The organism is Halomonas sp. Cn5-12 (assembly GCF_021532545.1).
GTDB classification, from domain to species: domain Bacteria; phylum Pseudomonadota; class Gammaproteobacteria; order Pseudomonadales; family Halomonadaceae; genus Vreelandella; species Vreelandella aquamarina.
Genome location: NZ_JAKGAY010000049.1, coordinates 1 through 15,025, shown reverse-complemented (window position 1 = coordinate 15,025; position 15,025 = coordinate 1). Strand labels below are relative to the sequence as shown.

Annotated in this window: 14 protein-coding genes and 1 pseudogene; 1 reads left to right on the top strand and 14 read right to left on the bottom strand. The window is 55.0% G+C overall.

All coding sequences use genetic code 11. The annotated features are described in order from the left end of the window. Positions 1-127: 127 nt before the first annotated feature. Positions 128-235 (top strand): annotated as a pseudogene (locus L1249_RS16510) (transposase); the annotation flags it as partial. Positions 236-362: 127 nt separating this feature from the next. On the opposite strand, the gene L1249_RS16505 reads toward L1249_RS16510, so the two are convergent. The 14 genes from L1249_RS16505 to L1249_RS16440 form a co-directional block, all read right to left on the bottom strand. Continuing rightward, entirely contained in the window at positions 363-1,574 is a 1,212-nt protein-coding gene (locus L1249_RS16505) for a YeeE/YedE family protein (protein WP_058576370.1), read from the bottom strand. Positions 1,575-1,651: 77 nt separating this feature from the next. Continuing rightward, positions 1,652-2,674 carry a tryptophan--tRNA ligase gene (locus tag L1249_RS16500; RefSeq protein WP_172416528.1) on the bottom strand — a complete coding sequence of 341 codons (1,023 nt, stop codon included), beginning with the start codon at positions 2,672-2,674 and terminating at the stop codon, positions 1,652-1,654. Between the two features lie 79 nt (positions 2,675-2,753). Beyond that, on the bottom strand, positions 2,754-4,493 hold the full coding sequence (locus tag L1249_RS16495; RefSeq protein ID WP_172416529.1) for a DUF7305 domain-containing protein: 1,740 nt from the start codon (positions 4,491-4,493) through the stop codon (positions 2,754-2,756). 9 nt (positions 4,494-4,502) lie between these two features. Continuing rightward, positions 4,503-5,039, bottom strand: coding sequence for a PilW family protein (locus L1249_RS16490; RefSeq protein WP_172416530.1), 537 nt, complete (start codon positions 5,037-5,039; stop codon positions 4,503-4,505). Beyond that, positions 5,039-5,446: a type IV pilus modification protein PilV gene (pilV, locus tag L1249_RS16485; RefSeq protein WP_172416531.1), complete on the bottom strand. Its 408-nt coding sequence runs from the start codon at positions 5,444-5,446 to the stop codon at positions 5,039-5,041. The genes L1249_RS16490 and pilV overlap by 1 nt, the downstream gene beginning before the upstream one ends. 3 nt (positions 5,447-5,449) lie before the next feature. After that, entirely contained in the window at positions 5,450-5,893 is a 444-nt protein-coding gene (locus tag L1249_RS16480; protein WP_172416532.1) for a type IV pilin protein, read from the bottom strand. A gap of 34 nt (positions 5,894-5,927) precedes the next feature. After that, positions 5,928-6,908, bottom strand: coding sequence for a 4-hydroxy-3-methylbut-2-enyl diphosphate reductase (ispH, locus tag L1249_RS16475; protein WP_172416533.1), 981 nt, complete (start codon positions 6,906-6,908; stop codon positions 5,928-5,930). A 36-nt stretch (positions 6,909-6,944) separates the two neighbouring features. Beyond that, entirely contained in the window at positions 6,945-7,388 is a 444-nt protein-coding gene (gene fkpB, locus L1249_RS16470; protein ID WP_058576366.1) for an FKBP-type peptidyl-prolyl cis-trans isomerase, read from the bottom strand. 21 nt (positions 7,389-7,409) lie between these two features. Beyond that, a complete protein-coding gene (gene lspA / locus L1249_RS16465; protein WP_044630333.1) occupies positions 7,410-7,958 on the bottom strand; it encodes a signal peptidase II in 549 nt (182 codons plus the stop codon). Then, positions 7,951-10,782, bottom strand: coding sequence for an isoleucine--tRNA ligase (ileS, locus tag L1249_RS16460; protein ID WP_172416534.1), 2,832 nt, complete (start codon positions 10,780-10,782; stop codon positions 7,951-7,953). The genes lspA and ileS overlap by 8 nt, the downstream gene beginning before the upstream one ends. Positions 10,783-10,789: 7 nt before the next feature. After that, a complete protein-coding gene (gene ribF / locus L1249_RS16455) occupies positions 10,790-11,827 on the bottom strand; it encodes a bifunctional riboflavin kinase/FAD synthetase (RefSeq protein WP_172416535.1) in 1,038 nt (345 codons plus the stop codon). Between the two features lie 138 nt (positions 11,828-11,965). Beyond that, entirely contained in the window at positions 11,966-13,543 is a 1,578-nt protein-coding gene (gene murJ / locus L1249_RS16450; protein WP_172416536.1) for a murein biosynthesis integral membrane protein MurJ, read from the bottom strand. Between the two features lie 107 nt (positions 13,544-13,650). Next, entirely contained in the window at positions 13,651-13,917 is a 267-nt protein-coding gene (gene rpsT / locus L1249_RS16445) for a 30S ribosomal protein S20 (RefSeq protein WP_016916025.1), read from the bottom strand. Between the two features lie 503 nt (positions 13,918-14,420). Further along, the coding region (locus tag L1249_RS16440; RefSeq protein WP_235253753.1) for an RNA-guided endonuclease InsQ/TnpB family protein at positions 14,421-15,025 on the bottom strand (605 nt) is incomplete at its 5' end.

Below are 15,025 nucleotides of genomic sequence, written 5' to 3'. Positions count from 1 at the left end.
AGATCAACCGCAAGAGTGTGATTGTTCTGGCCGAGGACGGCACCAAACAGTACAAGGTCTCGCCGGAGTTATTAAGGCCTCTGCGTGACGTGAAGTAGGTCAACTACGTCGTGGAATGAACGCTTACTACCGGAAGAACTCGCTGTGGAGTCCAAGCTACTTTGCGGGAAGTGTCGGAGGCGCCCCCCTGAGCATGGTCAAGCAGTATATTGAGCAACAATCGAGGCCGGACTAGGGGCGCTCTCGCGCCCCTCGCTATCCATCCTCGCACTAGAAGAAGTACGGGGTTTTTCGCGATGTTCGATAAAAAAACGCCTTGGCGTTAACCAAGGCGCTATGACGCAGTTTGAACGGCGGAACGTTTAACAGCTTTTCGCTACCGGCTTGCGCCCTGCTTCGCCATCAAAAAATAGCGGGCGCAGCTTAACGCCTGCCATGTTGCCAGCGAAGGCCGCCGCCATCCACACCCAACCGTGCAGGCTGCCGGAAGCAATGCCGCTAAAGTAAGCGCCAATGTTGCAGCCAAAGGCCAAGCGAGCCCCGTAGCCCAGCATAATGCCGCCAATCACCGCCGCCAGCACAGATTTAAGCGGAATACGGAAGTTAGGGGCAAAGCGCCCGGCCAGGTTTGCCGCTGCCAGCGCGCCCAACATAATGCCAACGTTCATCACCGTGGTGATGTCTCCCCATACGCTGGCTTCCAGCGCGGCGGCATTGCCGGGTGCCTGCCAGTAGCCCCACTGGCTCACATCGCCACCCACCAGCTCAAAACTCTTGGCCCCCCACAGCGCAAACGCCGAGGTGATGCCCCAGGGCCGGCCAGCCAGTGCCAGCGTAGCAAAATTCAGCAATGCCAGGGCTACCGCACCGGCTACCAGCGGCCACGGGCCGGATAACCAACGCTCGGCTCCAGGCTTATCCACCAGCGGGGCTTGCTCTAGATGACCGTGGCGGCGTTTCTCCATAATCACGGTAAAGACCGCAATGGCAGCAAACAACACTAAGCTAATGCCAATACCGCCGCCAACTCCGGCTACATTGACCAGCGATACCGGCTGGAAAGCGGGCAGGCTCTGCCACCAGGCAAAGTGCGCGGTGCCAATCACCGACCCCACAATAAAGAACACCAGCGTAATCAGCATGCGTGCATTACCGCCGCCTGCGGTAAACAGCGTGCCGGAAGCACAGCCACCGCCTAGCTGCATGCCTACCCCGAAGATAAACGCGCCCACTAATACAGAAATACCGGTGGGAGAAACGAAGCCGCGCACTTCAGTACCAAACAGGCTGCCCGCGCCCAGCGCCGGGAAGAACAGCACCACGGCAATCGCCAGCATGACCATTTGCGCCCGCAGCCCACGCCCACGGCGCTCGGTAATAAACACCCGCCACGCCGCTGTAAAGCCAAACGCCGCATGGTACAGCACCATACCCAGCAGGCCACCTACGATCATAAGTAAGCCGATATTGGCGCTAAACAGCACACCAATCACCAAGGCACCCAGCACAATGGCTGCGGCTGCCAGTAGAGGCACCCGATGATTAACCGGTGCCACCGTAGAGGTCGTCGCCATAGTTCACCTTTAAGTAATGCTAAAAGCGCCGACAGAAATCAAGCGCTTAGCTAATTTAGATAAGGGTTATCAACTAATCAAACAAACCGTCCAAGCCCTACCGCAGCACGCAGCCGATCCATGGTCACGGCGGCTTCCTCACGGGCACGCTCAGCGCCTTTTTGCAGGACTGCTTCAATATGAGCCGGGTCTTCCATCAGCGCGTTATAACGCTCACGAGGGGCGCTTAGGTGGGCGTTGACATACTCAAATACGCGGTCTTTCGCTTCGCCCCAGCCAATGCCCTCTGCGTACTGCTGGCGCATAGCCAACGCTTCGGATTCACTCGCGAAGGCTGAGAAAATCTGGAACAGGGTGCAGGTATCCGGGTCTTTCGGCTCGCCGGGTTCCAGCGAGTTGGTTTTGATTTTACGCACCAGCTTCTGCAGCTTTTTCTCGCTCACAAACAGCGGGATGGTGTTGTTGTAGCTTTTGGACATCTTGCGTCCATCCAACCCTTTCAACACTTCCACTTTTTCATCCACGACGGCTTCAGGCTGTACAAAGTACTGGCCTTTAAACAGGTGGTTAAAGCGGCCAGCCATATCTCGCGCCATTTCGATATGCTGAATCTGGTCGCGGCCAACCGGCACTTTATTCGCATTGAACATCAAAATATCGGCGGCCATCAGTACCGGATAGCCAAACAGCCCCATGGTGACGCCTTTATCCGGGTCTTGATTACCGGCTTCCTCATTCTCCGCCACCGCGGCTTTATAGGCGTGGGCACGGTTCATCAGGCCCTTGGCACACACACACGAGAGCATCCACATCAACTCAGGGATTTCTAAGATATCCGACTGCCGATAGAAAATAGCGTTATCGGTATCCAGCCCCAGCGCCAGCCATGTTGCCGCGATCTCCAGGCGAGACTCCTGCACGCGCTTCGGGTCTTGGCACTTAATAAGCGCGTGGTAATCAGCCAAAAAGTAAAACGACTGAACGTTGGGGTCTTGGCTGGCCTCAATAGCGGGCTTGATCGCCCCTACATAGTTACCGAGGTGCGGGGTACCGGTGGTGGTGATACCGGTGAGAACGCGGGTTTTGGCAAGCTGACTCATAGTTTTCAGGCTCTTAGTTTACAGGCTCTTAAGAAAATGCTGCCATGATAACGCGCACTCGGTTGTGTGGCGAATGGGGTTATTGCCAGCCAACCAGTTGCCAGCCACCGCCGTTTCCCGTTTCAGGCGAGCTATTTGACGGATAAACAATTGCACCATCTCCTGAAACATCAACAAACTTTGCTCTTACACTGCCAAACAAGTTACCGCCTGAGTTAATACTTGCTTTGGTATAAGGTGCATAAATATTGGCTACGACGCGTCCGCCTCCATCAACATTAACTCCCACTCCGTCACTCTCGTAACTCGAAAAAATTGAGAATGTAGGACGATCTGAGGAGCTAAATGTTTGAGTTACTGGCATTTTGACATTACTACCAAGGGAAACCTTTCCTCCCACAAAAACTGTCAAACTACTGTCATCATCAATAACAACACTACCATTAATATTATTACCGCCATTTCCAGTAATAAAATCACCATCGATTACTAACACTACATCACCACCACTTATTCTCAGCACAGGACTACCTGCAAATTTTAAATTTTCTAAACGATAAAAAGCTGCTTTATCAGCTAGCAAAAAATTTTCTTGAGACCTAGCATATTCTACCCAGTTTCGCACATTCCAAGTTTCGTCATATCGTTCAATTTTTTCAGGCGTAATACGCCATTCATTATTTGGGTACGACCCCACTGTGATAGACCCTTGACTACCAAGCTCAGACTGATAACGAGCCATTTCTTGTGTCAGGTCATTTCCGGAGAAATCAAAAACGTCACACCCTTGAGGCTCAAGTTGAGTAAGCCCTGGTGAAGTATAAGGAAAAAACTGGTCTCTATTACCATTTACTAAATGGTCAGCAGGATCATTGCGTGGCGATACAATTCTACCTCCTGCATAAATCGATTCACCCACACTAAAGTCCCATTGAGTAGTTCTTACTTCTCCCTCTGCCTTTACATGACCCAACACCTTTGTAGTATTGTTGATGATAATATCTTGCATACTTTCTATATTGCCACTTACAGGGTAATTTTGACTATTTTGTGAAGTGACATTCCCGTTGGCAATAACATTACCATGTACACTAACAGAATTAATATAAATCTTACCTATGGCCTCGACTCCACCATGCACTTGACCACCGCCTGTTAACTCAACATCGGCACCATTAGAAGTAGTCCGGACTAAAGGGCCGGCATAAATTTCTGGCTGATCTTTATCCCATGGATCATCACTTGAGCGATAGCTACTGATAGTGGAACCACTACCTGAAGTTACTCCTTCACAGCCAACTACAGGAGCTTCAAAGGGGCTCAAGCTACCATCGCCGCTGTTACTATCATTGTCATTACTACCGCCTCCAGAATCGCCACCAGACCCCGTGCCTCCACTGCCCTTTCGATAAATTGCCACCGTTTCACGAACAGCATTGTTATTTGTTCCATCATCTTGTGTTGTAACAATAACCTCTTCACCTTCAATCTTTACTTTAACTTTTAATTTATTTGTGTTGTCAAACGTGCTCGTGAATTCCAAAAGAGCAGTTATCTCGTCCCATCTATAAATTTTTTCTTTTTCCTCTCCCATATCACTCTGAAGTTTATTAAAATTTTCGCCTAGATCTCCAACCATTGAGCTATGAATCTCTGACATCATGCTATCTGAGTTCATCTGCGCTTGAACAGAAGCACGATAATTCCCCGCTAGCCGCTCATCCACCAGCGCAGCATTCATCCCCGACATGCCAATTACCAACGACACGCTCAGTAGCACCAGTACGATAATAAGGGCAGCGCCTTGTTGTTTTTGCATAATCAGCACCTATAGAAAGGCTTCTGCTCGATTTTGTATGCGAAGCATATGCTCTTCATAGCTTTCCCCGTTCTGGGTAGCTAGCCGTATTGTCATCTCGTAAAGACCATCGCCTAAGTCTTCAAAAAAAAACGACTCTTTACTATCGTCGTAAAAGCCTTCAACAAGTGGCTCAGTGTGCCACCTGCTTTCGCTGTTACACCTTCTTCTAACACTTAAAGAGAAATTTCCACCTGTTTCTGATAAAAAATATCTTTTTGCTAAGCGCTCACCTTCTTCACATTGACTACTCCGAGAAGGAACTAAAACCTCAATAGGTATTTCCTCTAACTCAACGTCAACATATATTGCAGACCGGATATCTTGGACCATTACGCCTGTAATAAAAACAAGCGACTCCTGTTTACGGCTAAGATCTCTGACTTTGTCAAAGGTTTGAAACGTTGTGAGAAAAAGCTGCCCAGCACCCAAAATAATCACTGTACCAATGGCCATCGCAACCATTAGCTCAACAAGGCTAAAGCCTGCTTGGCGCACTTGAAACATTATGAGCTACCTATTTGAGGAAGGCGAACAGTGTACGTCAGTGGCTCATTGTCCTCGGTTGGGCCACTATCTCCGGCCGTCACTGCGATTTCAAACTCACACGCTTCACTACGAAGGGTAATAGCTCCGGAAAAGTAGCGAATGGGTGTATCGCTGCCTACAAACCAATCGTCTTGCCAGTCGCTTAGCACATTGTCGACCATTTCATCACAGCTTACGTTCTGAGCCAGCTGCGCCCAAAGCCGCTCCTGGGCGTCTACAGCAGCCAACGTCGCCACCGAGCGCTGGTAACCGGCAGTAGCGCTTTGCAGCGCTTTTACCTGCATAGCGGCCACCCCAATTAACCCAATGGAGAGCACCAATAACGCAATAAGTGCCTCTATTAAACTAAAGCCGCGTTGAGTCATAAGTTACCAACAGTCTCTAGGAGTACGATCACCGTTACTGTGTAGCTCCAGCGTCTCACATCCAGTTTTCACACGACTTTTTTCGCTTGTTGCACTGACTGTATAACTACCTGCACTGGGTCCAATTGTATCGAACATATATAAGTCATTTGATTGACTGTCAAGATACTGCTCGGCAGCAGTACAGTTTTCATAGCTGTAATTATTGGTATAACAACGCTCAAGGATGCTGGCAGTTTCCATGAGTACAGCTTTAGCCTCAGCGCGCTGGCTGCGCTCAACATAGCGGGTATAACTGGGATAGGCGATGCTTGCGATGATCCCAATAATGACCACCGCAATCAGTAATTCGATGAGGGTAAAGCCGCGCTGGTGCTTACTAACGTCACCCGCACGGCGCTCAAAAACATAAGACACTAAGCGATGCTCCCATATCAGTTCACTCATACTTTGAGTATGTCGCAAACCGATACCGTTTGCATTACCCGCTTACAATCACTTGCTCGCGCAGCTCTTTCGGCATCGAGAAGGTGATGTTCTCTTCACGCCCCTGCAGCTCAACAGGTGCCGTAGCCCCCAATGTCTGCAACTGATCAATCACGCCTTTTACCAGCACCTCGGGGGCACTTGCGCCAGCGGTGACGCCAATACGTTTTACGCCTTCCAACCACAATGGCTCGATTTGCTCGGCGTTATCGATCAAGTAAGCGGGGGTCCCCATACGCTCAGAAAGCTCACGTAGGCGGTTCGAGTTCGAGCTGTTGGGGCTGCCAACCACCAGCACCAAGTCGCTATCTGCTGCCAGCTCGCGCACCGCATCCTGGCGGTTTTGGGTGGCGTAGCAGATATCGTCCTTGCGCGGCCCCTGGATCTCGGGAAATTTTTCCCGTAGCGCGTCGATCACCTTGGCCGTGTCGTCCATAGAGAGTGTGGTTTGCGTCACGAACGCCAGCGCCGCCGGGTCGTTGACGACCAGATTGGCAACGTCCTGTTCGTCTTCCACCAGATAGATCTTGCCACCGTGGGAGGTGTCGTAGCGCCCCATGGTGCCTTCTACTTCCGGATGGCCTTCGTGGCCAATCAGAATGCACTCCTGGCCGCGCTTGGCGTAGCGCAGCACTTCCATATGCACTTTGGTGACCAGCGGGCAGGTGGCATCGAATACTTTCAGGCCACGCTGCTCGGCATCTTGCTGCACCGCCCGGGAAACGCCGTGGGCAGAGAAGATAACGATCACATCGTCGGGCACTTCATGGAGCTCTTCCACGAAGACCGCGCCGCGTTCACGCAGGGTTTCTACTACAAAGCGGTTGTGCACCACTTCATGGCGAACGTAAATCGGCGGGCCGAAGACATCCAGCGCGCGGTTGACGATATCGATCGCGCGGTCGACGCCCGCACAAAACCCGCGCGGGTTGGCTAGCTTGATCTGTACGGGCTGAGATGACTCTGATGACTGCATAAAAGCGCCTTGATGCAACCTGCATCGCTCAGGAAATTAGTGTGTGGTGATCGGCGTAACGTTGAGCACTTCAACCTCAAACGTCAATGTACGTCCTGCCAGCGGATGGTTGAAGTCAACGTCTACGCGGTCACCGTCAATGGTTTTGACCACGCCCGGCAATTCCGTTCCCGCTTTGTCGGCAAACGACATCACCATACCGATTTCAGGCGCTTCATCACCAAAGTCAGCCCGCTTCAGGGTTTGAATGTTCTGCGGGTTATGCTGGCCAAACGCATGCTCAGGGGTGATATGAAACGTCCCGCTCTGGCCCGCTGCCATGCCTTTAATGGGGTGTTCAAACCCCGGTGGCAGATTGCCGTCGCCATACTGAAACGTGGCTGGGGCCTTCTCTTTGGTGGAATCCACCACCGTGCCATCTTCCAGCTTCAGCGTGAAGTGCAGGGTAATTTCCATCCCGTCGTCGATTAGGTAATCCATGATGCCTCACTCATTGGCATGTTAAGAAGATGAAGAGTGCGCGGCTTTTTTGCGGCGACGCTCGCCCATCACCGACTCCCAGATAAGGCCAATGGCCCCTAGGGTAATGCCGATATCCGCCACGTTAAAGGCAGGGTAATACCAGCCTGCCGCATGGAAAGAGAGAAAATCCACCACATAGCCATGAATTAAGCGGTCGTATAGGTTACCCAGCGCCCCACCGATAATCAGCGGCAAGGCGATAGCGAGTAGCTTCTCATCTGCACGAATGCGCGACAGCCACACGGTGAGGCCAATGCTGGCACCAATAGCAATGGCTGCAAAAAACCAGCGCTGCCAGCCGGGGTGTTCGGCCAAAAAGCTAAACGCCGCGCCGGTGTTGTGCAGCAGCGTGAGGTTGAAAAACGGCAAGACTTCAACCGGCTGTGCATAGCTTAAAAAGTGGCTAGCGGCATACTTCGTCGCAAGATCCAACACAATGACCGCCACGGCAAGCCATAGCCAGCGCAGCGGCCGCCGCATGGGCGGCCGCTGGTGTGAATCGTTCACCGGGGAAGCTGTGTTAGGCATAGTGACGAATCTCACCGCTGCCTTCGGGCAGGTTACTTACACAGCGGCCACACAGGTCCGGGTGCTCGGCAACGCTGCCTACGTCTGCCCGGTGGTGCCAGCAGCGCTCGCACTTGGCATGCCCACTGGCGCTCACCGCAACCTTCAAGCCTTCAAGCTCAGTGCTTTCGGCATTGGCGGCATCCGCCAGCGGCGCTAGGTGCACTTCGCTGGTGAGCATCACGAAGCGCAGCTCGTCACCGAGCTTCGCCAGCGTCGCGTGCAGCTCTTCATTGACGAACAGCGTCACTTCCGCCGCCAAGCTACCCTTGATCACTTTAGCGTTACGGGCGTCTTCCAGGCATTTGTTCACCGAGTGCTTCACTTCCAGCACCTGCTCCCAGAACGCGCGGCCCATCTCGGCGCCCTCATCCAACGTGGAAAGCCCGGTGTAGTAAGTCTCCAGCAGCACGCTATCGCCACGCTCGCCGGGGATATGCTCAAAGATCTCCTCGGCGGTGAACGACAGAATTGGCGCTACCCAGCGGCTCAGCGCTTCCACCACGTGATAAAGCGCGGTTTGCGCGCTGCGGCGGGCCAGCGAGTCGGTTTGAGTGGTGTACTGGCGATCTTTGATCACGTCTAAATAGAAGCCGCCCAGCTCCCGTGCGCAGAAACCGTGTACCTGCTGGTACACATCCAGGAAGCGGTACTCCTCGTAGGCGGTTTCGATGCGGCCTTGAAGCTGTGCGGCGCGATCCACGACCCACTGATCCAGCGCCAGCATATCGCCAAACGCCACTTGGTCCCGCTTGGGATCAAAGCCGTTCAGGTTGGAAAGCAGGAAGCGCGCGGTGTTGCGGATACGACGGTACACATCGGCAGTGCGCTTGAGGATTTCATCCGAGACGGCCATTTCACCGGAGTAGTCGGTAGACGCTACCCATAGGCGCAGAATATCGGCACCCAGCTTATCCATCACGCTTTGCGGAGCGACCACGTTACCGATGGACTTGGACATCTTGCGGCCCTGGGCATCCACCGTGAAGCCGTGGGTCAGCAGCTGACGATACGGGGCATGGCCATCAATCGCCGCGCCGGTGAGCAGCGAAGAGTGGAACCAGCCGCGGTGCTGATCAGAACCTTCCAGGTACAAGTCAGCGCGCGGGCCGCTTTCATGACCGTGGGGGTGCGAGCCGCGCAGCACGTGGCGGTGGGTAGTGCCTGAGTCGAACCACACGTCCAGCGTGTCGGTGACTTTTTCGTAGTCAGCGGCTTCCGCACCAAGCAGCTCGGAAGGTTCGAGCTTGAACCATGCCTCAATGCCCTCTTGTTCCACGCGCTTGGCGGCTTCTTCCATCAGCGACACGGTGTTGGGGTGCAGCTCACCGGTTTGCTTATGCAGGAAGAACGGAATCGGCACGCCCCAGTTACGCTGGCGAGAGATACACCAATCCGGGCGGTTGGCGATCATGCTGTGCAGGCGCGCTTGCCCCCAAGCAGGAGTGAATTCCGTCGCTTCGATACCGGCCAGCGCGCGCTCGCGCAGGGTTTTGCCATCTTTACCCTGAATATCCATACCGACGAACCACTGGGCCGTGGCGCGGTAGATCACCGGCGTTTTATGACGCCAGCAGTGCATGTAGCTGTGCTTAATAGGCGTATGTGCCATCAGCGCGTTGACGTCACGCAGCTTCTCGATGATGTTCGGGTTGGCTTTCCAGATCATCTGACCGCCGAAGAACGGCAGGTCATCCGCGTAAACGCCGTTGCCCTGCACCGGATTTAGCATGTCGTCAAAGCTCATGCCGTGCTCACGGCAGGTGACAAAGTCATCCATACCGTAAGACGGAGCAGAGTGAACGATACCGGTACTGCCCACCTCAGACTCCACGTAATCCGCCAGATAAACCGGCGAGAGGCGGTCGTAGAACGGGTGGCGGAAATTGATCAGATCCAGGTGTTTGCCTTGGGTCGTCGCGACCACCTCACCTTGTAAACCAAAGCGCTCTAAGCAGCTCTCGACCAGCTCTTCGGCCAACAGCAGCAGACGCTCGCCGGTATCCACCAGCGCGTAGGTAAAGTCGGGGTGAACGTTCAGCGCCTGGTTGGCGGGGATGGTCCACGGTGTGGTGGTCCAGATCACCACGGCGGCGGGCTTTGATAGCTCGCTTAAGCCAAACGCTGCCGCCAGCTTGTCGGCGTCTTCCACGGGGAAGGCAACGTCGATGGCATCGGATTTTTTATCGGCGTACTCGACTTCCGCCTCGGCCAGCGCCGAGCCGCAGTCGAAACACCAGTTCACTGGCTTCAGGCCTTTAAAGACGTAGCCCGCCTCGACCATATCCGCCAGCGCGCGGATCTCGCCCGCTTCGTTGGCGTAATCCATGGAGCGATATGGATGATCCCAGTCACCGATGATGCCCAGGCGCACAAAGTCCACCAGTTGGGTTTCGATTTGAGCACCAGCGTACTCACGGCACAGCTCACGGGCTTTATCCGCCGGAAGGTGCTTGCCATGGGTGGTCTCGACCTTGTGCTCAATGGGCAGGCCGTGGCAGTCCCAACCCGGCACGTAGGGCGCATCAAAGCCCGCCAGGTTTTTGGACTTAACGATAATATCTTTAAGAATTTTATTAACGGCGTGACCGATATGGATACTGCCGTTGGCGTAGGGAGGGCCATCGTGCAGTACAAACAGCGGCGCACCCGCACGGGCTTCGCGCAGGCGCTGGTATAGGTTCATATCCTGCCACTGGGAAACACGCCCTGGCTCTTGCTTCGGCAGCATGCCGCGCATAGGAAAGTCGGTTTCTGGCAGGTTTAGCGTGTGCTTATAGTCCATAGTCCGGTCAGCCGTCGTTAGTATCGGCGGCGTCATCCGCCGAAGTGAAATCAGAAGAAGCGGTCTCACGCCCAAGCGGGGCCGAGGCCAGCGGAAGAGAGGTCGTTAGATCAGCGTCGGCGGTCGCAAAGTAGCGGCGCGCCTTGGCTTGGTCCTGGTGAATCTGTGCTTTTAGCGCGTCAAAATCGTCAAACTTCACTTCCCCCCGCAGCCGTGTGCAGGGGTAAACCGTCAGCCGCTGGCCATACAGATCGCCGGAAAAATCCAGCAGGTGCACTTCCAGCGTAGGGCGTTTAGACCCTACCGTAGGCCGAAAGCCGACGTTCGCTACGGCGGGGTGGCGCTCGCCATTCGCCAATTCGGCCACCACCGCAAATACTCCCCGTAGCGTCAGCGGCTGGGGCAATAGCGGTAGGTTCGCGGTCGGTACACCAATGGTGCGCCCCAACTGCTGGTCGCGCACCACGCGGCCATGCAGCGAATAAGGCCTGCCCAACAGGCGGGCGGCCACTTCAAAGTTACCGCTGGCCAGCAGCGTACGCACTCGAGTGCTTGATACCCGCTCGTCATCGACTTTGAAGGTGCGAGTATGCTCTACGCCAAAGCCATGAGTGCGCCCCACGGCTTCTAACAAACTGAAGTCGCCACGGCGATCACAGCCAAAGCGGAAGTCGTCGCCCACCACTAGATGCTTAACGCCCAGCCCATCAATCAGTACCTGATCGATAAACTCGCGCCCGGTGAGGCTGCGCAAGGCATCGTTGAACGGCAGGCAAAGCACCTGCTCGGCACCGTGGTCGCGCAGCAGGCGCACTTTTTCCCGCAGGCGCGTTAAGCGCGGCGGCGCTTGGTCTCCGGCAAAAAACTCGCGGGGCTGAGGCTCAAACACCACCACGGTCAGCGGTACGTTCAGGCGCGCAGCGTGCTCGCGGCACTGCTGTAGAATCGCCTGATGGCCGCGATGCACGCCATCGAAATTACCAATGGTCGCCACGCAGCCACGATGGGACGCTGTCAGATTGTGCAGACCTCGAATGACGTGCATGGCACCTCTTTTTTAAAAGCTTGTTTTAAAAGCGTTTTCCGTTTTAAGGCCGTTGGCCGTTTTCAAAGCGTTTGATTATAACGAACGCGCTGCTCTGGTGCAGAAGAAGATAATAGCGCTCACGCGCCTGCCCCTTTCCTAGCCGTTCATTTTAAAGTGGCGAAGCCGCAGGCCAAGCGCCGTTAACCAGATAAAGTAGAGCCCGCCCCCGAGCACGACTAGCCCGGCTACCCACCCCACACGCTGCCATAGCCCAAACTCTAACCACACCTGCCAATCAGGTGAGACTAACATAAGCGCCACGCTCATCAGCACGCTGCCGCCGACTAACTGCACCGAGTAACGCCCCCAACCCGGCTGAAACACCAGCACCTGCTGGCGGTAAAGCAGATACCCCAGTAGCCCCGCGTTTAAAAATGCAGAGAGCGCAGTGGCCAACGCCAAGCCCGCGTGGGCCAGCGGCCAAATCAGCAGTAGGTTGAATACCATGTTCGCGACCATGGCGATAATGCCTACCTTCACCGGTGTTTTGGTGTCCTGACGGGCGAAGAAACCAGGCGCTAGCACCTTAATCAGCATAAAGGCCACCAGCCCGAAGGCATAGGCACGCAGGCTCATGGCCGCCATCTGAATATCGTTATCGGTCATCGCCCCATAGTGGAACAGGGTAATCAAAAACGGTTCAGCCAGTATCGCCAGCGCCAATGCCGCCGGCACGCCCAACAGCAGCACCACACGAATCGCCCAATCCAACATGGCGGAAAAGTGCTCGGTGGACTGCTCCGCGTGCCGCTTGGAAAGCGCAGGCAAGATAATGGTGCCAATCGCCACGCCAAACACGCCAAGCGGTAGCTCTACCAACCGATCCGAGTAGTAGAGCCACGAAACGCTCCCCGCCGCCAACAGCGATGCCAGCACCGTATCCAACAGCAGGTTGATCTGCGATACCGATACGCCAAACAGCGCCGGGGCCATCAGTTTTAAAATACGCTTGACGCCGTCATGGGCGAAGTTAGGCCACGGCGTCGGCAGCAGCCCCAAACGCAGCAAAAACGGCACTTGAAAGGCAAGCTGGGCCGCCCCGGCAATCAGCACGCCCCACGCCAGCGCCATAGCGGGCTCTTCCATTAGCGGCATTAAGAATAGCGCCGCGCCGATCAGCGAAATATTCAGCAGCACCGGCGTAAATGCGGGCACTGCAAAGCGGTTCCAAGTGTTCAGCACGCTGCCGGAGAAGGCGGTGAGCGAAATGAGCAGCAAATACGGAAACGTCAGCCGCAGCATATCGGCGGTCATCGCGAGTTTATCAGGGTCGCGTCCAAAGCCAGGGGCAAACAGCCATACCAGCCAGGGCGCGCCCAGCATCGCCAACGCGGTGATTAGCGCCAGCAGCGCGGTTAGGCTCCCCGCTACCGCATTCAGCAGTTCACGGATCTCCTGCTTGGTGCGCTGGGTGGAGTACTCAGAGAGCACCGGCACAAATGCCTGGTTAAACGCCCCTTCTGCAAATAAACGGCGCAGAAAATTGGGAATTTTAAACGCCACAAAGAAGGCATCCGAGCCATTGCCTGCGCCCAAAAACGTTGCCACGACCACATCGCGCACCAACCCCATCACCCGGGAGAGCATGGTCATCGCGCTGACCACCAACCCCGAACGCATTAGCCCGCGGCGTGGTGGCGGCATATTGGCATGCTGTGGTGTATCGGCGCTCATCAGGTTATTCCCTACAGGCTAAATAGAGATGCACATATCGCCCGGTAGGCGACGTTCAGGCACAAAAAAACCGGCCGCAGCCGGTTTTTTTTATGGCGCCTGCCGGCTTACGCCGCCAGAGCCTTAATGCGCTTGTTCAAGCGGCTTTTCAGACGTGCAGCTTTCTTCTTAGAAAGAACGTCTTTATCAGCAATACGGTCAACGACCGGCTGCATTACCTTGAACTCTTCCATCGCTTTGCCATGGTCGCCGGTGTTAATCGCTTTGATCACACGCTTGATGTAGGTGCGGACCATGCTGCGCTGGCTGGATTTCAGGACACGACGAGTCTCGGCCTGGCGGGCGCGCTTGCGTGCTTGCTTGCTGTTCGCCACAGGTATCTCCTTGGAGAATAAGGGCTGCCTAAAAACGGCAACGAATTTACTATGTGTTTGTCGGCTGGCATTTGCCAAATCACGACATTTCCGTAACAACCAATTGATTTAGCAGCGTTTCTAACTCTGCCAAATAGTGTAACGAGCAGTCTGATAGCTGCCCGCTCACGGGTCTTGTCTGAGAGGATGGCGTAGTCTATCACGCGTAAAGCGGGCTTGCTAGCCGCTGTCAATGCTTTTCGGGCGGGGGACCGCTAGCGCTCCTACCAGTGGTTGTACTATTCGGTAGCTGTACATAATCCCAGCGCATCTCAAAGGGGTATACTTGACATCCTCCCCTCCCTCAGCTTGCGCTGCCGCCTTGCGGCGGAAAGGAAGGGGATTCCCAGGTCGTTACCTTCCTGGTTCCTGCTTCGATGTTCGTTGCCTTCAATGCCTTGGCACTGCTGGTCTTACACAAACTCCACAGGCGTACATTCCCGAGTGCCCCTCGGTATGATCTTTCAACCATCTGCACCGGCTAATAGCGCGGTGCCTGCTTGCAGAATGTTGCGGGCCGCATTCACGTCGCGGTCGATGCCCTGAGCACCGCAATCTGGGCAGTCCCAGGTGCGAACATCCAGCGGTAGTGATTCCCGCACAAAGCCGCAGCTATGGCAGCGTTTTGAGCTTGGGTACCAGCGATCAATCTGGACAAACTGCCTTCCCGCCCAGGCCGCCTTGTAGTCAAGCTGGCGCACTAACTCCCCCCAGCCAACATCACTGATGGCGTTAGAGAGATGGCGGTTTTTGACCATGTTCTTCACCTGCAAACTCTCCGCTGCAATCACTTGGTTCTCGTTAACGATCTGGCGGGTGAGTTTATGCAGGTGGTCACGGCGCGTGTCAGCAATCTTGGTGTGACAGCGAGCGACCTTTAACCGTGCCTTGGCTCGGTTGTTCGAGCCTTTTTGCTTACGGCTGAGGCGCCGCTGCGCCTTCGCTAGCTTTCGGGCATAGCGGGCAGTGTGGCGGGGATTATTCACCCGATGGCCGTCACTGGTCACGAACAGGTCTTTGATCCCCAGGTCGATACCGACCATCTTGAACGTAATTGGCAGCGCCTCAG